Origin of the sequence: Tropicimonas sp. IMCC34011 (assembly GCF_003390865.1) — a bacterium.
GTDB lineage: Bacteria > Pseudomonadota > Alphaproteobacteria > Rhodobacterales > Rhodobacteraceae > Tropicimonas_B.
Map to the genome: position 1 here is coordinate 1,168,361 of NZ_QMEJ01000001.1, position 23,976 is coordinate 1,192,336.

Annotated in this window: 22 protein-coding genes; 7 read left to right on the top strand and 15 right to left on the bottom strand. The window is 67.5% G+C overall.

Features of this window, described 5'->3' with window-relative positions; all coding sequences use genetic code 11:
* The 9 genes from DQG15_RS05585 to DQG15_RS05625 form a co-directional block, all read right to left on the bottom strand.
* Complete coding sequence (locus DQG15_RS05585; protein WP_116083396.1) at window positions 1-876, bottom strand: STAS domain-containing protein; 876 nt, start codon at window positions 874-876, stop codon at window positions 1-3.
* A gap of 155 nt (window positions 877-1,031) precedes the next feature.
* On the bottom strand, window positions 1,032-2,258 hold the full coding sequence (locus DQG15_RS05590; RefSeq protein WP_116083398.1) for a D-amino acid dehydrogenase: 1,227 nt from the start codon (window positions 2,256-2,258) through the stop codon (window positions 1,032-1,034).
* A gap of 10 nt (window positions 2,259-2,268) precedes the next feature.
* Window positions 2,269-3,048, bottom strand: a complete 780-nt coding sequence (locus DQG15_RS05595) for an SDR family oxidoreductase (protein ID WP_116083400.1) — start codon at window positions 3,046-3,048, stop codon at window positions 2,269-2,271.
* A gap of 1 nt (window position 3,049) precedes the next feature.
* Window positions 3,050-5,278, bottom strand: a complete 2,229-nt coding sequence (locus tag DQG15_RS05600) for a molybdopterin-dependent oxidoreductase (protein ID WP_116083402.1) — start codon at window positions 5,276-5,278, stop codon at window positions 3,050-3,052.
* A gap of 10 nt (window positions 5,279-5,288) precedes the next feature.
* Complete coding sequence (locus tag DQG15_RS05605; RefSeq protein ID WP_116083403.1) at window positions 5,289-6,227, bottom strand: dihydrodipicolinate synthase family protein; 939 nt, start codon at window positions 6,225-6,227, stop codon at window positions 5,289-5,291.
* Between the two features lie 4 nt (window positions 6,228-6,231).
* Complete coding sequence (locus DQG15_RS05610) at window positions 6,232-7,536, bottom strand: TRAP transporter large permease (RefSeq protein WP_116083405.1); 1,305 nt, start codon at window positions 7,534-7,536, stop codon at window positions 6,232-6,234.
* Window positions 7,533-8,003 (bottom strand): TRAP transporter small permease, encoded by a 471-nt coding sequence (locus DQG15_RS05615; RefSeq protein ID WP_116083407.1) that lies wholly within the window; start codon window positions 8,001-8,003, stop codon window positions 7,533-7,535. The genes DQG15_RS05610 and DQG15_RS05615 overlap by 4 nt, the downstream gene beginning before the upstream one ends.
* Before the next feature lie 75 nt (window positions 8,004-8,078).
* Complete coding sequence (locus DQG15_RS05620) at window positions 8,079-9,077, bottom strand: TRAP transporter substrate-binding protein (protein ID WP_157968904.1); 999 nt, start codon at window positions 9,075-9,077, stop codon at window positions 8,079-8,081.
* Between the two features lie 339 nt (window positions 9,078-9,416).
* On the bottom strand, window positions 9,417-9,911 hold the full coding sequence (locus DQG15_RS05625) for a MarR family winged helix-turn-helix transcriptional regulator (RefSeq protein WP_116083410.1): 495 nt from the start codon (window positions 9,909-9,911) through the stop codon (window positions 9,417-9,419).
* A 78-nt stretch (window positions 9,912-9,989) separates the two neighbouring features.
* Here DQG15_RS05625 and DQG15_RS05630 point away from each other — a divergent pair, with 78 nt between their 5' ends.
* A complete protein-coding gene (locus DQG15_RS05630; RefSeq protein WP_116083411.1) occupies window positions 9,990-10,874 on the top strand; it encodes an EamA family transporter in 885 nt (294 codons plus the stop codon).
* Here DQG15_RS05630 and DQG15_RS05635 read toward each other — a convergent pair.
* From DQG15_RS05635 to DQG15_RS05660, 6 genes are all read right to left on the bottom strand, one after another.
* Entirely contained in the window at window positions 10,871-11,782 is a 912-nt protein-coding gene (locus DQG15_RS05635; protein ID WP_198665069.1) for a LysR substrate-binding domain-containing protein, read from the bottom strand. The genes DQG15_RS05630 and DQG15_RS05635 overlap by 4 nt on opposite strands.
* A gap of 176 nt (window positions 11,783-11,958) precedes the next feature.
* A complete protein-coding gene (locus tag DQG15_RS05640; RefSeq protein WP_116083415.1) occupies window positions 11,959-13,413 on the bottom strand; it encodes an aminotransferase class V-fold PLP-dependent enzyme in 1,455 nt (484 codons plus the stop codon).
* Window positions 13,414-13,683: 270 nt separating this feature from the next.
* The gene (locus DQG15_RS05645; RefSeq protein ID WP_116083416.1) at window positions 13,684-14,544 is read right to left on the bottom strand and encodes an amidohydrolase family protein; all 861 of its coding nucleotides are present in this window, start codon (window positions 14,542-14,544) and stop codon (window positions 13,684-13,686) included.
* Entirely contained in the window at window positions 14,545-15,681 is a 1,137-nt protein-coding gene (locus DQG15_RS05650) for a mandelate racemase/muconate lactonizing enzyme family protein (protein WP_116083418.1), read from the bottom strand. It abuts the gene before it with no gap.
* Window positions 15,678-16,583 carry a 5-dehydro-4-deoxyglucarate dehydratase gene (gene kdgD / locus DQG15_RS05655; protein ID WP_116083419.1) on the bottom strand — a complete coding sequence of 302 codons (906 nt, stop codon included), beginning with the start codon at window positions 16,581-16,583 and terminating at the stop codon, window positions 15,678-15,680. The genes DQG15_RS05650 and kdgD overlap by 4 nt, the downstream gene beginning before the upstream one ends.
* 85 nt (window positions 16,584-16,668) lie before the next feature.
* Window positions 16,669-17,382, bottom strand: coding sequence for a FadR/GntR family transcriptional regulator (locus DQG15_RS05660; RefSeq protein ID WP_116083421.1), 714 nt, complete (start codon window positions 17,380-17,382; stop codon window positions 16,669-16,671).
* A gap of 98 nt (window positions 17,383-17,480) precedes the next feature.
* Between DQG15_RS05660 and DQG15_RS05665 the strand changes: the two genes are divergently transcribed.
* From DQG15_RS05665 to DQG15_RS05690, 6 genes are all read left to right on the top strand, one after another.
* Entirely contained in the window at window positions 17,481-18,473 is a 993-nt protein-coding gene (locus tag DQG15_RS05665; protein ID WP_116083423.1) for a TRAP transporter substrate-binding protein, read from the top strand.
* A gap of 67 nt (window positions 18,474-18,540) precedes the next feature.
* Window positions 18,541-19,056, top strand: coding sequence for a TRAP transporter small permease (locus DQG15_RS05670; protein WP_116083425.1), 516 nt, complete (start codon window positions 18,541-18,543; stop codon window positions 19,054-19,056).
* A gap of 4 nt (window positions 19,057-19,060) precedes the next feature.
* On the top strand, window positions 19,061-20,338 hold the full coding sequence (locus DQG15_RS05675) for a TRAP transporter large permease (protein ID WP_116083426.1): 1,278 nt from the start codon (window positions 19,061-19,063) through the stop codon (window positions 20,336-20,338).
* Window positions 20,339-20,347: 9 nt separating this feature from the next.
* Window positions 20,348-21,142, top strand: a complete 795-nt coding sequence (locus DQG15_RS05680) for an NAD(P)-dependent oxidoreductase (protein ID WP_116083428.1) — start codon at window positions 20,348-20,350, stop codon at window positions 21,140-21,142.
* A 13-nt stretch (window positions 21,143-21,155) separates the two neighbouring features.
* A complete protein-coding gene (locus DQG15_RS05685; RefSeq protein ID WP_116083430.1) occupies window positions 21,156-22,676 on the top strand; it encodes an aldehyde dehydrogenase (NADP(+)) in 1,521 nt (506 codons plus the stop codon).
* Window positions 22,677-22,907: 231 nt separating this feature from the next.
* Complete coding sequence (locus tag DQG15_RS05690) at window positions 22,908-23,948, top strand: sodium:calcium antiporter (protein ID WP_116083431.1); 1,041 nt, start codon at window positions 22,908-22,910, stop codon at window positions 23,946-23,948.
* Window positions 23,949-23,976: the final 28 nt, after the last annotated feature.

The following is a 23,976-nucleotide window of genomic DNA, read 5'->3' on the forward strand; positions in this document are numbered from 1 at the left end:
TCAGTGCGCGTCCCGCTTCTCGATCACGTAACCGACCTTGCGCAGGGCATCGGCCAGCGCGGTGCGGATGCTGGAGCGCGTGGAGACGGTCCCGACATCGATGCCGAGCTGCACCATGGTCTGCGCGATCATCGGGCTGATGCCGGAGATGATGCACTCCGCCCCCATCAGGCGCACCGCCGCGGCGGCCCGGAGGAGGTGCTGCGCGACCTGCGTGTCCACCGTGGAGACGCCCGTGATGTCCACGATGACGACCTCGGCCTGACGTTGCAGGATCGTCTCGAGGAGGTTCTCCATGACCTCCTGCGAGCGGGCGCTGTCCAGCGTGCCGATGAGCGGCAGGGTCAGGACGCGATCCCACAGCTCGACGACGGGCGTCGACAGTTCCATCATCTCTTCGCGCTGGCGCTCGATGATCTGCTCGCGCTCGGCGATGAAGACCTCGTTGGTATAGATCGCGAACGCGTCGATCAGCCGGGTGACGAGCCGGATCTCCGCGATCAGCCGGTCCGTGTCGCCGGCGAGTTCCGTGGCCAAACGGGAGAAGAGCGGTGTCTTCAGCGCCAGCACGAAGTTTGCCATCTCGGACGGGGTCACGCCGCGGCTGACCCGTTCCTTGGTCAGATCGGCGAGAACGGCGCGCAGGTCCTCCCAGGCGGTGTCCTCGAAGCTGAAATCCTGCTCGTGGACGCCGGAGCGTATGCCGGTGAGGAACGCCTTCAGAAGCTCGATGTTCTGCGCCCGGCTCTCGGAATCGGTGAACAGATCCGACCGGCGCACCCCTTCCTCGACCTGAGTGCCGCGCCATTCCTCCACGATGCCCCCGAAATCGGCCTCGAAGATCTTGAGTATGGTGGCTGTACCGGTCTGCGGCATGTGAGGTCCTCTGGTGTCGTTTGCGGGGATAAGACGCAGCACTCATCGGAAGAGTCAATTTACCCCGACGGGTCACGCAGCGATCCGATCCGGAAAATCGCAATTACTGCAACTGCTTCAGCCCCGGACCATCCCGGGCAGCAGCTTCCCGCGCATCATGCGAGTGGCGAGGGGCGCCCCGAGATCTCGGCCGCGAGCACCTTCGCGGCGCCGCAGCCCTGGGTCCACCCGTTCGAGCCGTGGCCGACATTGAGGTAGAGCTTCGGCACGCGGCTCTCGCGGATGATCGCGGGGCCGTCCGGCGTCATCGGGCGGAAACCGTGCCAGAAGGTCGCCGCCCCATAATCGGCCGCGCCGGGGAACAGGCTGGCGACACGGCCCCTGAGGCTTTCGATCACGGCTTTCGGCATCGCCCGGTCGAAGCCCGCGATCTCCGCAACGCCCGCCGCGCGGATGCGGGAGCCGAGGCGGGTGATCATCACCTTCGAATGCTCGTCCATGACGGAGGAGGCAGGCGCGAGCGCGTCTTCCCCGATCTCCACGCTCATCGAGTAGCCCTTGACCGGATAGACCGGCACGCGGATGCCGAGCGGGTCCAGAAGTTCGCGCGCCCATGGACCGGTCGCAACCACGACCGCGTCCGCCCCGAGCCGCTCACCATCACGGAGACGCACGCCCGAGGCCCGGCCCTCACCCTGCTCGATCGAGGCCACATCCACACCGTACCGGAAGGTGCAGCCCGCTTCGGCCGCGAGCCGTGCAAGCGCCGCGCAGAAAAGGTGGCAATCGCCGGTCTCGTCCGTGGTAAGGTGCAGCCCGCCTGTGAAGGCGACCTCGGAGCGCGCGAGCCCCGGCTCCGCCGCGGCCAGCTCGTCCGGCCCGAGCAGGCGGTGGGGGATGTCGAGGCTGTCCAGGACCTCCGCCGACCGGCGCCCGGCCTCCATTTCGGCCCCCGTGGAGAAGACCTGCACCACGCCGCCCGTGCCGTGATCGTAGGAGATGCCGGTCTCGGCCCTCAGCTCCTGCAAGCAGGCCTTGGAAAAATGCGCGATCCTCTGCATCGCCGCCTTGTTGGTGGCGAACCTGTCCGCCGTGCAGTTGCGCGTGAACTGTGCAAGCCAGGACAGGCGCGCAGGCTCGAGCGAGGGGCGGATCTTGAGGGGCGCCTCGTCCCGGAACATCCAGCGCAGCGCCTTCAGCGGCATTCCCGGCGCGGCCCAGGGACCCGCAAAGCCGGGACAGACGCCGCCTGCATTGCCGAAGGAGGTCTCTTTTGCCGGGCCCTCGCGGCGCTCGAGGACGGTGACGTCGTGGCCGTCCTTTGTCAGGTACCACGCGCTGGCGATGCCGACGATGCCCGCGCCGATGACGATGACCCGCATGACTTGCCCCTCAGTAGGTCCCCGGATAACTGCCGCCGTCCACGAGCAGGTTCTGCCCGGTGACGAAGCCCGAATGACGGCTGCACAGGAACGCGAACCATGCACCGATCTCCTCGGGGCGGCCATAGCGTCCGGCGGGGTTGGCCGCGGCACGGCGGTCCCAGATCTCCTCGAAGGTCTCGCCGCCCTCTTCCAGCATTCCCCTGATGTGGTCCCGCTGACCGTCGCTCTCCACGATCCCGGGCAGGATGTTGTTGATGGTGACGCCCTTGCGGATCGTCTGCCGCGCGAGGCCCGCGGTGAAGCCGACGAGGCCGGAGCGGGCGCCGTTGGAGAGGCCCAGCTCCAGCTGCGGGATCTTCACTGAACGGGACACGATGTTCACGATGCGGCCGAAGCCGCGCTCCATCATCCCGTCCACGGTGCCGCGCATCATCAGGATCGCGGGCAACATCATCAGCTCCACCGCCCCGATCCACTCGTCGTGACCCCAGTCGCGGAAATCGCCCGGAGGCGCGCCTCCGGCGTTGTTCAGGAGGATGTCGGGCGCCTCGCAGGCGGCGAGGATCTTCGTGCGACCCTCTTCCGTCGTCACGTCGGCCGCGACGGTGTGAACACGCGCCCCGGTCGCCTCCCGGATCTCGGCGGCGGTCCGTTCCAGGGCCTCGGCGCCGCGGGAGGCGATGGTGATCTCCGCGCCCTCGGCCGCGATGGCCATGGCGCAGGCACGCCCCATTCCCCGGCTCGCGCCGGTCAAGAGCGCGCGCTTGCCCGTCAGTCCCAGTTCCATGTCAGGTCCTCTCCCGGTCCAGCCCTTCGATCCGTACCAGCGCGCTCTGGGCCGCCGTCGCCTGAGCGAGGGTCGATGTCGGCCGGTCCGCCGTCAGCACGTTGGGATTGCCCGCCCGCTCCGGTCCGCCCTCCGGGTCGGGATCGTACCAGGCGCCGGTGGACATCAGAAGGACGCCCGGCCGGAGGCCGTCATCGATCACCGCCCGCGCCCGGCAGGCGCCGCGGCCGTTATGCAGTCGCACGAGGTCGCCATCCTCGATCCCCCGCGCACGGGCATCGCCCGGCGCGATGCGGCAGGCGGCGGGGCCATCCCTGTCTTTCATGACGGGGTAGAGCTGCGCGTGAAGCTGCTTCGCCGGCTGGTTGGTGAGAAGGTGCAACTCCCCCTCCCCCGCCGCGCCGGCCCATTCGAGGGGCGGGCGCCAGGCCGGATGTGGCGGACTGTCCGCGTAGCCCATCGAGGCGATGGCCTCGGAATAGAGCTCGATCCTACCCGACGGGGTGCCGAGCGCGGCCCCCTCGGGGTCGGCCCGGAAGGCGGAAAGGAGGATCTCGGGGTCGGCCGGCGGCGGGACGGGAACGTGGTTCATCCCGGACGCGGTCTCGAAGTCCGGTAGGTCGATCCCCGCTTTCTCCGCGCGTTCGAGCGAGACGTCCCAGAGCCGGCGAAGCCACCCCGCCTCGTCCAGCCCCTCGTGATAGGCCGCGCCGCAGCCCAGACGATCCGCCAGATCGGAGAAGATCGAGAAGTCGCTCCGCGCGTCGCCCACCGGCTCGACGAGCTTCGGCATGAAGAACACCGACGGATCGCGGGAGGAGCCGCCGATGTCCTGCCGCTCCAGCGACGTGGTGGCGGGCAGGACGATATCGGCGCGGCGCGCGGTCGGCGTCCACCACGGCTCATGCACGATCACCGTCTCGGGCACGGCCCAGGCCTTCTCCATCCGGGAGAGATCCTGGTGGTGGTGGAACGGGTTGCCACCGGCCCAGTACACCAGCCGGATATCCGGATAGACGACCGTTTGGCCGTTGAAGTCGATGCTCTGGCCGGGGTTCAGGAAGGCATCGGCGAAGCGGGCGGTGGGGATCGGCGGGACGGGGTTCGGCAGGCCCGGCATGGTCGGCACCAGACCTGAGCGCGCGTCGGCGCCGACCCCGTTCATCGAGCCGTATCCGAAGGAGAAGCCGCCACCCGGCAGCCCGATCTGACCGAGAAGCGCGGCGAGCGCGATGAGCGCCCAGTAGGTCTGCTCCCCGTTCTCCGCCCGCTGGAGGGACCAGCTCGCCGTGAGCATCACCCGCCCCTCGGCGATCCGCGACCAGAGCCGTTCGAGATCCTCCACCGGCAGACCAGCGATTTCGGCGCCCCAGGCGAGCGTCTTCTCCTGCCCGTCGGTCTCGCCGGCGAGATAGGCGAGGAAGCGGTCCGCCCCATGGGTGTAGCGGGCGAGGAAGTCCCGGTCGGCCCGGCCGGTGATCACCGCCTGCCGCGCGAGGCAGAGCATGATCGCGGTGTCCGAATGGGGGCGCGGGGCGATCACCTCGGCGTCGAGGCCGTCCGGCGCATCGCCCGCATGTGGCGTGACGAGGACGAAGCGGGTGCCCCGGGCCTTCGCGTTCAGAACCGCCTCGGGAAGGTGATGGCTGCCGGCGCCGCCGGACGTCACGTTCCAGTTCGCCGGTTTCAGGCCGCCGAAGGCGACGAGCGTATCGGTATGCTCGGCGATGCTGGCCCACGACGTCGCCGCGCTGGACACGGCCGCGTGGGAGCCCAGGACATGCGGCAGGATCATCTGCGCCGCGCCCCAGGAATAGTTACCGAGCTGATCCGTGAAACCACCGGTCGCGGCGAGGAAGCGGCGGATCTGCGTGCGGGCGTGATGAAAACGCCCCGCGCTCGACCAGCCGTAGGAGCCGCCGAAGATCGAGGCGGGGCCGAAGTCGCGGTGGACGCGGGCGAGCTCCGCCGCGACATGGCTCAAAGCCTCGTCCCAGCCGACGGGAACGAGCGGATCGCGGCCGCGGCCCGCCTTCTTCCCCTCGAGCCAGGAGGCGCGGATATGGGGCTCGCAGATGCGGGTCTCGGAATAGAGCAGCTCCGGCCAGGCGCCGATCATGTCCGGATCGGCGCCGCTTCCCTCCATCGGAACGGTCCGCACGAGACGTCCGTCCGAGACCTCCGCCTCGAACGGGCCCCAGTGACACAGGCTGATCGGCCGGCGGCTCATGGCGCCTCCTTTATTCTGCGGCGAGGCGAGACTTGACGGGGAGACCGTACTTCTCGTCCAGCCCCAGCGCCTGCCAGGCATCGAGGCCCTTCTGCAGGATCTCCGGCTTGGCAGGCTGCAGCGGCTTGCGGAGCGGGCCCGAAGGCAGGCCGATCTGCCGCATCATCGTCTTCAGCGCCACCGGGTTGATGGCGGAATAGACGAAATGGAGGATCGGCAGCATCCGCAGATACGTCTCGCGGCAGGCGAAGGCATCCTCGCCGGTCGCCCACGGGGTCGAGATCGTCGCCATCTCCTGCGGGATGATGTTGCCGGTCATGTTCGCGGTGCCGTGCCCGCCAAGCGCCATGGTCGGGATGATGAGGCCGAGGTTCGGGGAACAGCAGCACATCACGGAGAGGTCCTTGCCGCCGGCGCAGACCTGCGCCACCTGCCCGACCCGCGTGGTGGATTCCTTCAGGACGACCATGTTGGGATGATCGGCGAGCCGCAGGAGATTGTCCCAGTGCAGGTCCGTCTTCACCCTCGGGGGGTTGTTGTAGAAGCCCATCGGCAGGTCGGTGCTGTCCAGCACCTCCTTGGCGTAGTCCTCGATCGCGTCATTGTCGGCGCAAATATAGGCGGGCGCGGCCATGATCGCGCCGTCCGCCCCGGCGTCCTTGGTGAAGCGGGCGTAGTCGATGGTGGTCGCGGTGTTGTTGCCGGTGATCCCGTACCACATCTGCATGTTGCCGGGCTTCATCTTCACCGTCTCGGTGATGATCGCCTTGCGCTCCTCGGGGGAAAGCATGGAGACCTCCCCGGTGGAGCCCATGATGAGAACCGCGCTCGTGCCGTTCTCGGCGTGCCAGTTCAGCAGGGTGCGGAAGCCCTCGAAGTCGATGCTGCCATCGGCATTCATCGGCGTGACGAGAGCGACGAAGGAGCCGGTCGGGTTCGTGCGGGACATGAGTCTAGCCTCCGGTTGCGGGGAAGAGTTCGGGGACGAGGAGCTTCGGCAGCCCCAAGACGATATCGGGGATCCAGAGCGACAGGACCGCGACAAGGATCGTGAGCGCGCAGATCGGCGCCGCCGCCAGCATGGACTTGCCGAGCGAGGCGCCGGCGATCTGCGAGGCGATGAGCAGGCAGATCCCGTAAGGCGGCGTGATCAGCCCGACGGACAGCGTGATCGTGGTCACGACGCCGAGATGGACGGGGTTCATGTCCGCCGTGGTACCCAGCGCCTGGATGATGGGCAGGAAGATCAGCACCGCCGAGATGGGATTGAGGACCATGCCGACGAGAAGCAGGAAGCCCATCAGCAGGAGCATGATCATAGTCGGATCCTGCGTCACGCCCATGATGAAGTCCACCACCAGCCGCGCGGCGCCGAGATAGGCGATCAGCCAGCCGAAGATGCCGGCGCCCGCGACGGTGAACATCGGGATCGCGAAATCCACGGTCGCATCCGCGAGCATCCGCGGCAGGAGGCGCAGCGGCGCATCGCGGTAGACGATGTAGGTCAGGAAGAGCGCCCAGAGCACCGCGGCGATGGCGCCTTCGGTCGGGGTGAAGATGCCGCCGACGATGCCGCCGAGGACGATGACCGGGATGAGGAGAGGCGGGGAGCCCCGCAGCACCGTCCACGCCGCTGCGCGCACGCCCGGAAAGGGGTTGGACGGATAGCCGTATCTCACCGCGAGAATGTAGGTGTAGATCATCATGAACAGCGCGACGAGCACGCCCGGAAGCACGCCGCCGACGAAGAGCGCCCCGATGGAGACGTTGCCGAAAGCGCCGTAGACGATGAGGATGATCGAGGGCGGGATGATGACGCCAAGGGTGGAGGACGCCGCCGTGAGGGCCGCCGCGAAGGCCGGAGGATAGCCCGCCTTCTTCATCGCCGGGATCAGGATCGAGCCGACGCTTGCGGTATCGGCCGCCGCCGACCCCGAGAGGGAGGCGAAGATCATCGACACGACGACGTTGACGTGCCCGAGACCGCCGCGGACGTGTCCCACCGTCGCATCGGCGACATCGAGCAGCCGCCCGGTGATCGAGCCCGCGTTCAGCACCCGACCGAGAAACATGAAGAACGGCACGGCCAGCAGCGTGAAGCTGTCGATGCCGGCATACATCTGGTTGACCGCCGAGATCAGCGGCAGGTCCTCGAGGACGATGACGAAGGCGGAGGAGAGGATCAGCGCGAAGCCGATATTCACCCGAAGCCCGATCAGCACGAAGAAGCTGAGAAGGAGCGTGACGAGAGGGTTCATGGCCGGATCCCCTCACGCGGAGCGATGACCATCTCGGCCAGGTAGAGAAGCATCAGAGCGCCGGAAGCAGGCATGGGCGCGAACATCCAGAAGCGGGAGATGCCGAGCGACTGCACGTCGGCGGAAGCGCGCACCTGGGCCAGTTGCCAGCCGTAGATCAGCAGGATGAGGGCGACGCAGGCACCGGCCGCGAGCGCGATGATCTCGGCGGCGCGCTGCATCGCGGGGCGCCCGTCCGGAATCATGTCCACCCGGTAATGCGCGCCGACCCTGAGCCCGACAGCCGCGCCGATGAAGATCAGCCACGCGAAGAGAAGCTGCGCGACATCTCCAGTCCAGATGAAGGACGTCTGCAGAATGTTGCGCGCCACCACCTGGAGCGCGACCGTCGCGATCATGGCCGCGAAGCCGAGCCACATGAAGAGCCGCACGGCCCATGTCACGCCGTCGACGATCCTGTTCAGCATGGGATGAAGATCCGGGTTGGGGGGCCGTCCGGCCGGCCGCGCGGGACCGGCCGGAGGGCATGCGCAATGGGCGGCTTACTCGGTGACCAGCTCGTATTCCTCGACGAGGTCGAGATCCTCGGCAAGCTGGACCTGGATCGGGGACAGCACCTCGATGAAGGCGGCCGGGTCGGGCCGCGTGACGGTCACGCCGTTCTCGGACTGAAGCGTCTCGACGAGCTCCTCGTCATACATCTTGGACTGCTCGACACCGTATTCGTTGGCCGAGATGGCCGCCTCTTCGACGATCGTCTTGAGATCGTCGGGAAGCTTGTCCCACGTCCGCTGCGAGATCGACGTGTGGTTGACCTGGAAGGTGTGCGCCGTCAGCGCGAGGTTCGGCGCGACCTCGTAGAGCTTGGAGCCGGAATAGCCCGGCAGGGAGCTTTCCATCGCGTCGGCGACGCCCGTCTGCATGGCGGCATAGAGCTCGCCCCAGGCGACCGTGACCGGCAGCATCCCGAAGGCGGACCACGTCTCGGCGTCCATCGGCGAGGGCGGGGTGCGCATCTTCAGGCCGGAAAGGTCTTCGGGCCCTTCGACGGGCGTGTCGGCGGTGGACATGTTCCGCGTGCCGGACGCGCCGAGGGCGAGGAGGTGCAGGCCGACGCCGCGTTCGTCATAGACGGTCTGGAAATGATCGTGCACCGCCGTGCCGGGGCCCACCTTCGCCAGGACGTCGTCCATGCCCTCGAAGAGGTAGGGCATGGTGAAGATCGCGTATTCGGGGACGTTCTGCACCGCGTTCGAGGTGGTGGAGATCATCATGTCGATCGTCCCGAAGCCCATCTCCCCGATGACGGCGGGGTCCTGACCGAGCTGTCCGGAATCGAAGATCTCGACGGCGATCCGCCCGTCGCTTTCCTCCTCGACCTGCTCTTTGAAGGCCGTGGCCATGTCGTTGTAGGGGTGCGGCGACTGCACGAGGGTGTGGACGCGAAGCGTGTGCTCCTGCGCGGCCGCGGCGCTCACGAGGGAGACGGCCGCAAGTCCGGCGGCGGAGCCGAGAAGGAAGAGGCGCCTGGAATGGGTCATGTTGATCTCGCTTTCATGAACGGTCGGTGAAGCTGACGTAACGAAGCTCAACCCAGCTTCGCGATAATTACAAATATAATTAGAGGATCGGACCATACCGGGAGCTTATGGCCGATCCTGCCAACCCTGCCCCATTGGGCCCGGGCAACGAACTGCCCCGGCGCAGCAGGGTCCAGAGCGAGCCGCCTGGTCCCGCGCCGGGCGACAGATCCGTGCCCCGGGCCAGCGCCCCGATCCGGGTGCTGCCGCGCCGCGGTCGTTTCAGAGGCATGATGCGTGATTTCACGGCACCCGGTAAAGCGCATTCCGATGGGCGGGCACCCTGCTCGCGGAGCCCGTTCAGTCCGCGTCCCCCTCGAAGGACGCGAGCCAGACCCGCAGCCCCTCATCCAGCGATGGGCGGAGCTCCTCCGGCAGGCCCTCCATCAGACGATGCTGGTTCGCGACATGCTCGGTCACGACAGCATCTATCAGCGCAAACCCCTTGTCGGTCAGCGCGACGACCGAGCCGCGGCCGTCCTCGGGATTGACCTGACGCAGCACCAGCCCGGACGCTTCGAGGCGATCGAGGCGGTTGGTCATCGTGCCCGAAGCCACCATCGTCCACGAGATCAGGGCGGACGGTGTGAGCGCGTAGGGCGATCCGGCGCGGCGCAGGGTGGCGAGCACGTCGAAGGAGGCCGGCGTCAGGTCGTGCGCCTTGTAGACCTTGAGCAGTTCCTGCGAGAGGCGATCAACGAGCCGTTTCATCCGACCGAACGTGCCCATCGCCGAGACGTCCAGGTCCGGACGCTCGGCGCCCCATTGGGAAAGGATGCGATCCACCTGATCCATGCCGACGCCATATCCCGATTTTATCTTGACGCCAAGGTAAAAGCACCTATCTCGACGTCGAGACATATGGAGGATCACATGCCGGATCTGTCCGACACTCTCCTTGCCGCCTCCGCCCCGGCGGTTTGGGGAAGCACTTACATCGTCACGTCCGAGCTTCTGCCGCCGGGCTACCCACTGACGGACGCCGTTCTGCGAGCGCTTCCCGCCGGGCTGCTGCTCCTCTTGGTCACCCGGCAGCTTCCGCCACTGCGCTGGCTCGGACGCCTCGCGGTACTCGGCGCGCTCAACTTCTCCATCTTCTGGACGGCACTCTTCGTCGCGGCCTACCGGTTGCCCGGCGGTTTTGCGGCCACGCTCACCTCCATCCAGCCCCTGATCGTGCTCATTCTGGCGCGGGCGCTCCTCGGCACACCTCTCACCGCGCGCGGCATCGGTGCGGCATTCGTCGGAATCGGGGGAGTTGGGCTGCTGGTTCTCGGACCGGACGCCGATCCCGACGCAGTCGGCATCGCCGCGGCGCTCATCGGTTCGGTCTCCATGGCCTCGGGCGTCGTCCTGACACGCAAGTGGCGCCCCGACGTTCCCGCGCTGACCTTCACCGCGTGGCAACTCACGGCGGGCGGGCTCCTGCTCCTGCCTGCGGCGCTGATCTTCGAGCCGGCCCTCCCTGCCCCGAGCCTCGCCCACGTCGCGGGCTTCCTCTGGCTGGCCATCGCAGGCGCCGCTCTCAGCTATTTCCTCTGGTTCCGGGGGATCGAACGGATCGGCCCCGCCGCCGTCACGGGGCTTGGCTTTCTCAGCCCCCTGACCGCGGTTTTCCTCGGCTGGGCGATCCTCGGACAGGCGCTGACCGGGCTCCAGCTTCTCGGCGCGGCCATCGTTCTTGGCTGCGTCTGGATCGGCAGCCGGGCCGTCCCTGCCTCGCGGGCCGGATCCGGGACGGCACGCGCGTCGGTCTAGCCGCCGGCACCCCGACGGGACAGGCGCGGATCCGCGTCGAGAACGGAGGTAAGATCCTCAAGAAACGCGGCCGCCGCGCGGGAGAAGGGCGCATCGCGCGCCGTCAGCACCTGGAAGTCGAACGGAATCTCGGGCGCGAAAGCCACCGAGGTCAGAGCGTCCCCGAAGACGCCGGAGGTGACGGGATCCACGATCGCAATACCAACTCCGAGCGCCGCGAGGCCACAGGCGGAATAGGAGGGCTGCGTTTCGGCGACGATATTGGGCGCGACGCCCGCCTCCGCAAATCGCTGGAGCAGGTAGCCGTAGGTCACGGTGCGATGGTTGAGAACAACGAGGGGGCGTTCCGCGAGATCTGCGGGCGTGACCACGTCCCGGCCCGCAAGCGGATCCGATCGCGTCATGACACACACGCAGCTCGTCGTGTAGGACGCGACGACCTCCACATCGGGCCGCGCCGCGACGGTCTGCGCCATTCCGATATCTATCTGCCGGGCGGAGAGCTGGTCGAGGATGCGGGAGGAGGTGTAAACGTCATGTGTCACCTCGGCGCCGGGGTGGCGCGCGACGAATGCGCTGACGGCGGCGGGGATCAGTCCGAACGAGGCCATGGGAAGCGACGCGAGGCGCAGGGTCGTCCGCTGGTGACCGCGGATCTTCTGCGCTTCCTGCGCCAGCCGGTCGAAGCCGTAATACATCCGCTCGACTTCGGCGAAGAAGGCATGGGCCTCCCGCGTCGCCTCCACGCGGCCGCCGAACCGCAGCAAGAGCGGAAAGCCCAGGGACGCTTCGAGATCCGCAATGTGACGACTGACGGCGGGCTGCGACACGCTGAGCGCCTTGGCGGCGCCGGTGACGGTACCGTGGCGCATCACCATGCGGAAGGCTTCGATCTGCTTCTGGTTCACCCCGTTTCCTACCGCTTTTGGCCGGCCTGACCCGACGAACGAGGTCATAGACAAGCGAAGCACGTCCGGGGCTTCATCTCAAGTCGCGCGGCATCGGGGATCACGCAAGAGTGCGGCGCCGCGGGCGGCCTTGTGCAGGCTATGCGGGCCCGTGCACGCGGCGGACGGAGCGTGCCTCAGGCGGCTTCGGACGGTGTGAACCGGGCCGTGGCCGGATCCGCTCTGTAGCCGCCGGCAAGCTCACGCGCATTCAGCACGACATCCCGCACGGCGGCGAGGATCGCGTCCACCTCCTCCTCCCGGTGCGCCCAGTGCAGGGAGAGACGCGTCCACCCGGGCTTGGCCAGTTCCTCCCCCCGCATCAGGCGACCCTCGAGCGCTTCGGAGGAGGCCTGATCGATCCGGAGCAGGCGGTGCGCATAGGGTCCGGCGCAGGCGCAACCGCCGCGCGCCTGAACGCCGAAATGGTCCGACAGCATCCGGGTGACGAGCTGCGGATGGACCTGTGCCTCCCCGTCGAAGACCTGGAAGGAGAAGATCGGCAGCGCAGGCACGTCTGCGTCCTGGCCCATGAGATGCAGGCCCGGAAGGCCCGCCCACGCCGCGAGCGCCTTCTGCCGCAAGGCCTCGTCCTGACGGGCAATCGTGTCCTGCCCGATGGCGCGTTTCACGAGAAGCGCCAGCGCCGTGCGGATATCCCCGATCACGTCCGGGGTGCCGGCCTCTTCGCGCGCCGCGAGGGACGGAAGATAGGTGTGCGACCAGGGCGACACGAAGGACACCGTCCCGCCGCCGGGCGCCGTGGGCCGCTGGCCCTGATCCATCTCGCGCCGCAGGACGAGAACGCCGGAACCCCCCGGCCCGCCGAGAAACTTGTGCGGCGAGAAGACGATGGCATCGATCGGCGCGTCCTGTTCCGGGGTCATGGACATCGGAAGGTAGGGAGCTCCGCAGGCATAATCCCAGATCGCAAGCGCGCCGAAGGACTTCAGGAGCCGCGTCACCTCGGCGACCGGGGAAAGGCGGCCGGTGACGTTCGAGGCGGCGGAAAAGGCGCCGACGACCAGATCGGCGTCCCCCGCCGCGCCCAGCGCCTCCTCCAGCGCTCCGAGATCGGGGCCGCCCCCGGGCGCCTCGGCGATCTCGATGACCTCGGCCCCGCTCTCCCGCCAGGGCAGGATGTTCGAATGGTGCTCGTACGGGCCGATCAGAACGACGACGCGCTCGCCGGACGCCACCCGCTCGGCGCAGCGCAGGAGCAGGACGAGGCGATTCAGGCCGGCCGTGGCGCCGTTGCCGCAGAAGACGACGTGATCGCCGGTGCCGGCGCCCGTTTCGCGCGCCACCACGTCCCGCGCCGCCTTGCGCATGCGGGTGATCTGACGGCCGCAATGCGACGCTTCGGTATGGCTGTTGGAGTAGATCGGCAGGACCTTCTCCATCACGAACCGCTCCACCGGCATCAGGGCGCGGCCGGAGGCGACGTGGTCCGCGTAGATCATGGACCGTGTGCCGAAGGGCGTCTCGAAACTGGTCCCGTCACCGATGACGCCGTCCCGCACTCCCTCGCGTCCGAGGCCTGCGATCTCCGCCTCGAAGACATCGAACGGGGCTGCGCTATCGGTCGCCATGGGGAACACCTCCGGTGGTCAGGTCTGCACTGGTGGCAGCCTGACCCACCATTGGTGGGAAAGCAGCACAATATCCTTCAGACGGCACGGCCATTTTGGGTCATTTGACCCAATTATCTGGCAGGATCGTTCAAATTCACATCCCGATATCCGCCGTGGGTTTTGACCCCCGGGACGTCAGGATCGCTCCGAAGCTCCGGAGGGGCGGCGGACGGCACCACACCCGCGACGGGACAGGGCGCCGGGACGCCCTGCCCCGAGGATCGCGGCCTATCGCGGATCGAAGAACAGCCGGTGGGGGGTATCCACCAGTGCCAGCGTCCGCGCCTCGTCCGAGGGAAACCAGTCCAGAACCGTATCCAGAAGCGCAGCGTCGTCGGGATAGTCTTCCGTGGTCTTGGACATGTTGTGCGGCCAGTTCGTTCCCCAGATGATGCGCTCGGGGGCGTGGTCCGCCATCTCGCGGGCGACCTCGGCGACATCCTCGTACCCCGGCGCGCCGGCGCTGCTGCTCTCGTAGCACCCGGCAAACTTGAAGTAGCAGTAACCGGTGTCGAGCAGGCGCTTGATCGCGGCCCTTCGGCCCGGCGTCGGACCGTCGAAGATCTTGGCGTGGTGATCGAGAATCCATGGCTGCGTCAGGGCGGCAAGGCGGTGCTCCTCCTCCTCGACACGCGAGCCGTCGAACTGAACCGTCATCAGCCAGGCGCGCGCACGCGCCCGTTCGGCGACCGCCTCGAGCCGGGACAGGGGAACGGCGCCGCCCGGCAGGTCCATGATGCGCGCCCCGACGACGCCTGCCTCGGCAAGACGATCCAGTTCCGCCTCGCTCGTGGATTCGTCGATGCAGGCGATACCGCGGGCGACATCGCCCATTTCGGCAAGGCAGGCCAGAAGGTTGCCGTGGTCCTTCTGCTGCGCGTTTCCCTGCGTGATCACGACCCGGTCGATTCCAAGCCAGTCCATGACGACGCGATACTGATCGGGCCCCGGAAGCTCGCCCGGCGGATTCGGCGGGCCGCCCTCGACGGCCGGAAAGCCGGGGAGATACATGTGCATCTGCGTGTCCACCGCGCCCTCCGGCAGACGGGTGGCGGGCGGCGTTCCGGTCAGCTTGCGGTCGATGGTCATTCAGACCTCCTTCAGCGCGAATTCCGCCAGCGCGTCGCGATTCACCTCGATGCCGAGGCCGGGAGCGTCCGGGATCGCGACGACACCGCCCTCGTGCTCGATCGGCGCCGTGATCACCGCCTGGCGGAACGGGTTATGGGTCCGGTCGAATTCGAGAATGGGTTCGATAGGGTCCCGACGGACAGGGCTCGGCACCATCGCCGCCATCCATTGCAGGGAGGCCGCGATCTGGATGGCCGTGCCCCAGACATGAGGCACGAGGCGGACGCCGTGGAGCGCGGCCTGATCTGCGATGCGGCGCATTTCGGTGAACCCGCCGCACCCGCAGAGATCCGGCTGGGCGATGTCCACCGCGCGGGTCTCGAGCGCCTCGCGGAAACCCCAGCGGGTGTGCCAGGTCTCTCCCCCGGCAATCGGGATGGGCTGGCGGGAACGAAGCTCGCGGTAGGCGGACAGATGCTCCGGAACGACCGGCTCCTCGAACCAGTCGATGTCGAATGCATGCGCCCGGCGTCCGAGCTCGATGGCCTCCAGCGTGTCGTAGCCGTGATTGCCGTCGATCATCAGGCGCATCTCCGGCCCGATGGCGTCCCGGACCGCGGCGATGACGCGCAGGTCCTCGGCGATGCCGAAGCCGATCTTGATCTTCATGGCGTGGAAGCCCGCGGCACGGTGACCGGCGGCTTCCTCGGCATTGTCCGCCACCCGGTCCACCCCGTCCCTGCGGAAGGAGCCGGTGGCATAGGCGCGAACGCTCTCGCGGAACCGGCCACCGAGCAGCATGGAGACGGGCTGGCCGAGGGCCTTGCCCTTGATATCCCAGAGCGCGACGTCGATGCCCGAGAGCGCCGTGATCGTGAGGCCGCGCTGCCCCTGGTCGCGCAGCGCGTTGTAGAGGTCGGCCCAGATCTTCTCGGTCTCGAGCGGGTTCTTCCCCACGAGGCGGGCCGCGTAGGCCTTCACGACCGCCGCGTTCGGACCGGCCGGGCCAAGGCATTCGCCCCACCCCACGGTCCCGTCATCGCAGACGATCTCGACCAGCACATGCGTGCGCCGGTCGAACCGCATGGACGCGCTCTCGAACGGCACCTCCAGCCGGTGATCGAGCAGGTGGGTATGGACCTCGGCGATCTTCATCGCTTCTCGGCGCCGATGATGTCTTCAAGCATTCCCATTTCCTCGTCCGTCAGATCGGTCAGCGGGGGCCGCACGGCGCCAGCATCGAAGCCCTGGATCCGGACGCCGGCCTTGATGGCGGAAACGGCATAGCCTGCCTTTCGGTCCCTGAGCTTGAGGAACGGATAGAAGAAGTCGTTCAGGATCTCCTCGCAGCGGCCGCGCTCACCGGCCTGAAGGCGATCGTAGAACTCGATCGCGAGGCGCGGGACGAAATTGAAGACGGCGGAGGAATAGGTCGAGAAGCCCGCGGCGAGGTAGGCTTCGGCGAAAACCTCCGCGGTGGGCAGACCACCGAGATAAGCGAGGCGGTCGCCGATGCGGGCGGTGATCTGGCGCATCCGGCCGACCTCGCCCGAGCCGTCCTTAAAGCCGATGAGGTTCGGCAACTCATCGCAGAGCCCGGCCACCGTCTCGTATTCGAACTGCGAGACGCCGCGATTGTAGATGGTCACGCCGATGCCGACCGAGTTGCAGACGGCGCGGACATGGGCAGCGAGTCCCTCCTGCGGCGCTTCGGTCAGGTAGTGCGGCAGGAGCAGGATGCCGTCCGCGCCCGCCTTCTCCACCTCGCGCGCGATGCCGACGGCGATCTCTGTGCCGTATCCGCAGCCTGCGATGATGGGAGTGTCGCCCGAGGCCTCCTTCGCGGCGCGAATGACCTGCGGGATCTCCTCCGGCGTCAGGGAGAACATCTCCCCCGTTCCGCCGGCGGCGAAGAGAGCGCTCGCGGGATAGCCCGACAGCCACTCGACATGCGCCTTGTAGGGCTCCGGCGCGAAGGCACCGCCTTCGTCGAACGCGGTGACGGGAAAGGACAGCAGACCGGACTCGAGGGCGGACTTCACTGACTGGGGATCCATCGGGTGCACTCCATCTGACCGGCGGTTTTTTCCCGCTTAGCCGCGCGACCGATTGGATGTCAAGATTTGTATGACAAGTTGGGTGCTATCGTCTGATATATTCGCGGTAACGGGCCATCGAATTGCGCAGGTGCGCTTGTGCCGCACCCCGTGCCGCCTCCGAATCGCCGGCAGAAATCGCCTCGGCGATGCTTGAATGCTCGGCGGAGAGCAGGTCGATATAGTCGGGCGGGCTGGGGGCGTCGCCGATGGTAAGCGCCGCGCGGGGGATCATCGACAGGCCCAGCACTTCCAGGAATTCCCGGAAACGCGGGTTGTTCGTCGCATCTGCCACGGCGAGGTGGAACGCGAGGTCGGCCTCCTTGGTGGGACGCCCCTCCTTGGCATGACGAGGCAGGAGGGCAGCGGCCTCGAAGATCGCCTCCTCCTGTTGCGGACTGCGCCTTACCGCGGCCAGGGACGCAGCCTCCATCTCCACGGCCACCCGGAGCTCAAGCATCTCGATGACCGATGAAATCCGTTCGTAATCAGCGAGATGAAAGGGAGTCGTGACCTCCGGCGGCTCCAGCACGAAGACGCCGGCGCCCTGGCGCGGCGCGACGAGGCCGTCCGCGCGCAATCCCGCGATGGCCTCCCGCACCACCGTCCGGGAGACGCCGAAGCGCTCGGTCAGGCGGGCCTCTGACGGCAGCTTGTCACCGGGCTCGAACGTGCCGTCCGCGATCTCCGCGCGCAGGGCATCGACGAGGCTGCCGACGAGGTTGCGGGCGCGGGCACGGGGGGAAGCGGTCTTGGCCACGGCGGAAGGGCCCTCCAGTTTCTGACGATCCCATCATATCGCTTGACAGAACCAGGCTCAACTTATCATACAACCTCCACTACCTGAGGAGGAGTATCATGAATAAACCGTTCACGACGACCGCCATCGCCGGCCTTCTGGCCGGCATGACCGCCCTGCCCGTCGCCGCCGAATCCTGGCGCGGCTGGAACATCCACCCCGAGGATTATCCCAACGGCGTCGCCCTCGACAGCTTCGCCGAGACCGTGGCCGAGCGCACCGAGGGACGGATCGAGCCCGAAGTCTATCACAACGCCGTTCTCGGCGATCAGCCGGACGCCATCGAGCAGCTCCGCAATGGCGGCATCGATTTCGCGAACTTCAACATGGGGCCGATGGGCCAGATCGTACCCGCGACCAACGTGCTCTCGCTGCCCTTCCTGTTCACCGACCTCGACAACATGCACGAGGTGATGGACGGCGAAACAGGCGAGCGCTTCGCCGCGGCCCTGGAAGAGGCCGGGATCGTCGCCCTGTCCTGGTTCGACTCGGGCGCACGCAGCTTCTACAACACCGAGCGCCCCATCGTGACGCCGGCGGACCTCGAAGGCCTGAAGTTCCGCGTCATGAGCAACGATCTCTACGTGGACATGGTCGACGCGCTCGGCGGAAACGCGACGCCGATGGCTTACGGCGAAGTCTACCAGTCGCTGCGCACCGGCGTCATCGACGGGGCTGAGAACAACTGGCCGTCCTTCGACACCTCCAATCACTACGAGGTGGCGGGCTACTACTCCAACACCAACCACCTGATCCTGCCGGAGTGCATCTGCATCGCGAAGGAAACGTGGGACGCCACCTCCGACGAGGACAAGGAGATCGTCCGCCAGGCCGCCATCGAGGCCGCCGACCTTCAGCGCCAGCTCTGGGCCGAAAGCTCCGAAGAGAGCCGCCAGAAGGTGATGGATGCCGGTGTCGAGGTGAACGACGTCGAGGACCCGACCGCGTTCCAGGACGCGATGCAGCCGATCTACGAAACCTTCATCGCCGAGAACCCGGACCTCGAAAGCTACATCACGGACATCCGCGCCACCCAGGGCGGCGAGGGCTGACCCGAGGCTTGCCAAGGAGGCCGGGCGGCGCGCTGCCCGGCCCTTTCGCGTCATGAGGGGGATCCCCATGCTACTCGTCGACGAACGCCAGACCCGCGACCCGGTCTACCGCGTGCTCCACGGGGTCGCGACCGTGTGCATGGGCATCGCCGGAGTGCAGCTCGCCCTGCTGATCGTGATCTTCGGCTGGCTCGTCTGGGGCCGATACGTGATGAACGACACGCCGACCTGGGTCGAACAGCTGGCCCTCGTGCTGGTTGTCTGGATCACCTTTCTGGGCGGGGCCGTCGGGGTCTGGACCAAGTCCCACCTCTCCGTCGACTTCATGCGCGAGATGATGCCCGCCGCCATCGCCGTGCCTCTTCGCTGGCTCGCGCTCGTGGGTGTCCTCGCCTTTTCCGTATCGCTCGCGGTCTACGGCTTCGAGCTGACGCTGAACACATGGGGCCGCCGCATTCCGATGCTGGGCGTCGCCGAGGGCCTTCGCGCGCTGCCGATGGCGATATGCGGCGCGCTCTCCGCCCTCTTCACCCTCTACCACATGGCCGAGCATGCGCGCGGCCGGGATCCGCTGAAAGGTTGACCGCATGGGCCTCGCCCTTCTCTTCGGCCTGTTCTTTCTGGGCCTGATCGCCGGGATGCCCGTCGCCTTCGCGCTCGGGCTCGCCACGGTGGGCGGCTTTCTCTACGAGGGCCTGCCGCTCTTCATCGCGTTCCAGCGCATCCTGTCGGGCATCTCCGTCTTCTCGCTGCTCGCGATCCCGTTCTTCATCTTCGCGGGAGAGCTGATGATGCAGGGCGGGATCGCCGCCCGCCTCGTCCGCCTCGCCGCCTCCGCCGTCGGCTTCATGCGCGGCGGCCTCGGCGTGGTGAACGTCGCCTCGTCGATGCTCTTCGGCGGCATTTCGGGCTCCGCCGTCGCGGACACCTCGGCGCTCGGCTCGATCCTCGTGCCCGTGATGAAGGAAAAGGGCTACGACGCGGACTACGCCGTCAACGTCACGGTGACCTCCTCGGTCGCGGGCGTGGTCATTCCGCCCTCGCACAACATGATCCTCTATGCCGTCGCCGCCGGCGGCGTCTCCGTGTCCAACCTCTTCATCGCCGGGATCCTGCCGGGCATCCTGATGTGCCTGATCCTCGGTGTGGTCGCCTGGGCCATCGCGGTCCGCCGCGGCTATCCAGGCGAGCCGTTCCCCGGCTTCCGGGCCCTCGGGATCAGCTTCCTCGTCGCGATCCCCGGCCTCCTGACCGCGGTCATCATCGTCGGCGGCGTGCTCTCTGGCGTGATGACGGTGACGGAATCGGGCGCGTTCGGCGCGATCTGGGCAATTCTCGTCACGGCCCTCGTCTACCGGGAGCTCACCTGGGACAAGTTCGTCCTCGCCGTGGTCGCCGCGGTGCGCACGACCGCGCTCGTGATGATCCTCGTCGCGACGGCCTCGGCGTTTGCCTATCTTCTCGCGCTCTACCGCGTACCGGATCTTTTGGCGACGAGCGTGACGATGATCTCCGACAACCCGATCATCATCCTGCTGCTGCTGAACGTGACGCTGCTGGTCCTTGGCATGATCATGGACATGGCGGCGCTTATCCTGATCTGCACGCCGATCTTCCTGCCCGTCGTCACCGACCTCGGGATGGATCCGCTGCAGTTCGGCGTGATCCTGATGATGAACCTCGGCCTCGGCCTCTGCACACCGCCGGTGGGCGCCTGCCTCTTCGTGGGCTGCGTCGTCGGCGGCATCAGGATCGATCAGGCGGTGCGGACGATCCTGCCCTTCTATGCGGCCATCATCGTGGCGCTGATGCTCGTCACCTACGTGCCGTTCTTCTCGATGTATCTGCCAAGCCTGTTTGACTAGGAGCGACACATGAAACGCCTTCTCATCACCGGAGCAGCCGGAGGGCTGGGCCAGGTCATGCGAACCCGCCTCGGCCACCTTGCCGAGACGATCCGCCTGTCCGACCTCGCCGAGATGGATCCGGCCGAGGGCGGTGAGGAAGTCGTCCGGGCAAATCTCGCCGACGAGGCCGCCGTCCACGATCTCGTCGCGGGCTGCGACGGCATCGTCCATTTCGGCGGCGTCTCCGTGGAACAGCCCTTCGATCCGATCTGCGATGCGAACATCCGCGGCGTCTACAACCTCTACGAGGCGGCCCGGGCGAACGGCCATCCGCGCATTCTCTTCGCCTCGTCCAACCACACCATCGGCTATCACCCGCAGGACAGGCATCTGACCGTGGAGGACCCGATGAAGCCCGACGGGCTCTACGGCGTCTCCAAGTGCTTCGGTGAGGCGATGGCCTCGATGTATCATTCCAAGTTCGGCCAAGAGACGGCGATCGTGCGCATCGGCTCCTGCTTCCCCGAGCCCCGGAATCACCGCATGATGGCGACATGGTTCAGCCCGGACGACTTCGTCTCCCTGATCGAATGCGTTTTCCGCGCGCCGCGGCTCGGCTGCCCGATCATCTGGGGCGTGTCGGACAACGACGAGCAATGGTGGGACAATTCCGCGTCGCGCTATCTGGGTTGGCAACCAAAAGACAGTTCCGCTCGTTTCCGGGACAAGGTCGAGGCGAACAATGCCCGGCCGGCCGCGGATTCGCCGGATGCCGTCTACCAGGGCGGGGCGTTCACCGCCGAGCCGATTCACCGAGACTGATTGCGAGGACACAATGACCTATCAACCCCACGGCAAACACCTGATCGCCGGCGAACGGGTCGCTTCGGACAAGACCTTCCCGTCCGACCCCGCCACCGGCGATGCGCATGACTTCTCGGTCGGCACACCGGATCTGGTGAACCGCGCCTGCGAAGCTGCAGAAGGCGCCTTCGATGCCTATGCCGCGACCTCCCGCGAGGATCGAGCGGCATTTCTCGAGGCCATCGCCGAGGAACTCGAGGCCCGCGTCGACGAGATCACCGAGACCGCGATGGCCGAGACCGGCCTGCCCGAACCGCGCATCCGCTCCGTCGAACTGCCGCGGACGGCGAACCAGCTTCGCCTGTTTGCAAAACACATCCGGGACGGCGCCTATCTCGATGTGCGCCACGACGCCGCGATGCCCGACCGGCAGCCGATGCCCCGTCCCGACCTGCGGATGATCCAGCGTCCGATCGGTCCCGTCGCCGTCTTCGGCGCGTCGAATTTCCCGCTCGCCTTCTCGACCGCGGGTGGTGACACGGCGGCCGCGCTGGCTGCCGGTTGCCCCGTCGTCGTCAAGGGCCACGGCGCCCATCCCGGCACCGGCGAACTCGCCGCCGAGGCGATCCAGGCCGCCGCCGAGCGGACCGGAATGCCGCAGGGCGTCTTCTCCCTGATCCAGGGCGGGGACCGGACGGTCGGTCAGACCCTTGTGCAGCACCCGCTCATCAAGGCCGTCGGCTTCACCGGCTCGCTCAAGGGGGGCCGCGCGCTCTACGATCTCTGCGCGCAGCGCGACGAGCCGATCCCGTTCTACGGCGAGCTGGGATCGGTGAACCCGATGTTCCTTCTCGCCGAGGCCACCGCCGCGCGAGGGGCCGAGATCGGCAAGGCGTGGGCCGGGTCGCTCTGCATGGGGGCGGGTCAGTTCTGCACCAATCCCGGCATCGCCGTGGTGCTTGACGGTCCGGGCGCGGACGCCCTTCGCGATGCCGCGAAGAGCGCGCTCGAAGAGATGGGCCCGCAGACCATGCTGACCTCCGGCATCGCCTCCTCCTACAAGGACGGTGCCACGGCGATGGGCAAGGAGGCCGGCGTCACCGCCATCGTGACCACGGAGCCCGCCGAACGCTCCGCCACGCCGTTCCTGTTCGAGACGGATGCGGAAACGTGGATGTCCAACGAGGCGCTCGGCGAGGAGGTCTTCGGACCGCTCGGCCTGATCGTGCGGTGCCGCGACGCGGCCCAGATGGAGGAAATCGCGCGCGGCCTGAAGGGTCAGCTCACCATCACGATCCACATGGATGACGGCGATGCGGACGCCGCGAAGACGCTCCTGCCGGTGCTGGAACGCAAGGCGGGGCGGATCCTCGCCAACGGTTTCCCGACCGGCGTCGAGGTCGCCGAAGCAATGGTCCATGGCGGGCCGTACCCCGCCTCCACGAACTTCGGCGCGACCAGTGTCGGCACCCTTTCGATCCGCCGTTTCCTGCGGCCGGTCTGCTACCAGAACCTGCCGGACGCTGTCCTGCCGGCCGATCTGAAGGGCTGAGGTCTCATAGGGGCCGGCCCTCGGGTCGGCCCCGGCACCGAAGGGCCGGCCGGCTACGCCCCCTGCCACTCGACAAATTCCGATCCTCGCGTCGAGACGCCTTAAAGACGAAAGCCCCTCGCCCCCCCACGGCGGGGGGCTGTTCATTTCCGGGCGTCCGTGTTGGGATGTGGCCCTCCCAGCCGACGCGCGATGATGTGCCCGGCGCCGTCTTTCCATCGGAGCCATTTCATGTGGGACGCCCTTTCGTCGTCGATCCTGGCGGGCGCCTTTTTCGCCGCGAGCGCCGTGATCGTCCTCGCGGGCCTGCGCATGACGGGGCTTGCCGACCGCATCGCCGACCGGACGGGTCTGGGCGAGGCGCTCATCGGGGGCGTCCTCTTGGGGGCGGCGACATCGCTCGGCGGGATCATCGTCTCGGTGACGGCGGCGCTCGACGGCAATGCGTCCCTCGCCTTCTCGAACAGCGTGGGCGGCATCGCGGCCCAGACATTGTTCCTGGCGGTGGCCGACATGTTCTATCGCAAGGTCAACCTCGAACACGCCGCCGCCGACCTGAGCAACCTCTTCCAAGGCATCGTTTTGATGGTGCTCCTGACGCTGCCGTTCCTGGCGATGTCGTCGCCCGAATTCACCCTCTGGGCCGTTCACCCGATCTCGTTCGTGATCCCGCTGGTCTATGCCGGCGGCCTCTTCACGCAGAGACGCGTGCAGGACAATCCGATGTGGACCCCCGTCGCCACGCGGGACACCAAGGCGGACGAGCCCGACGAGGAGGATAACGAGAGCCGCGGCCAGAGCACCGTGCGGCTCTTCCTGATCTTTGGCGGTCTGATGCTGCTGATGGGCGTGGCGGGCTATGTCATCTCGAAAACCGCCTCGGAACTCGCCCAGCGTCTGGACATCTCGGGATCGACGGTCGGTGCCCTCGCGACGGCGACCGTGACATCCATGCCGGAGCTCGTGACGACCGTCGCAGCGGTGAGGCGCGGCGCGCTGCAACTCGCCGTCGGCGGCATCATCGGCGGGAATACCTTCGACACGCTGTTCCTCGTCGCGTCCGACATCTCGTACCGGGAAGGCTCGCTCTACCACGCCGTCGGCGATGCGGATTTCTACTGGATCGCGACAGCGCTCCTGATGACCGGCATCCTGATCGGGGGCCTCATTGCGCGGCAGCGGCAGGGGCCGGGCAAGATCGGCGGCGAGAGCATCCTCCTGATCGGGATCTATGCCGCAGCCGTCGCCATCCAGTTCTCCGCCGGCCCCTGAGATCGGCTCCGGCAGGAGGACCGTCAGC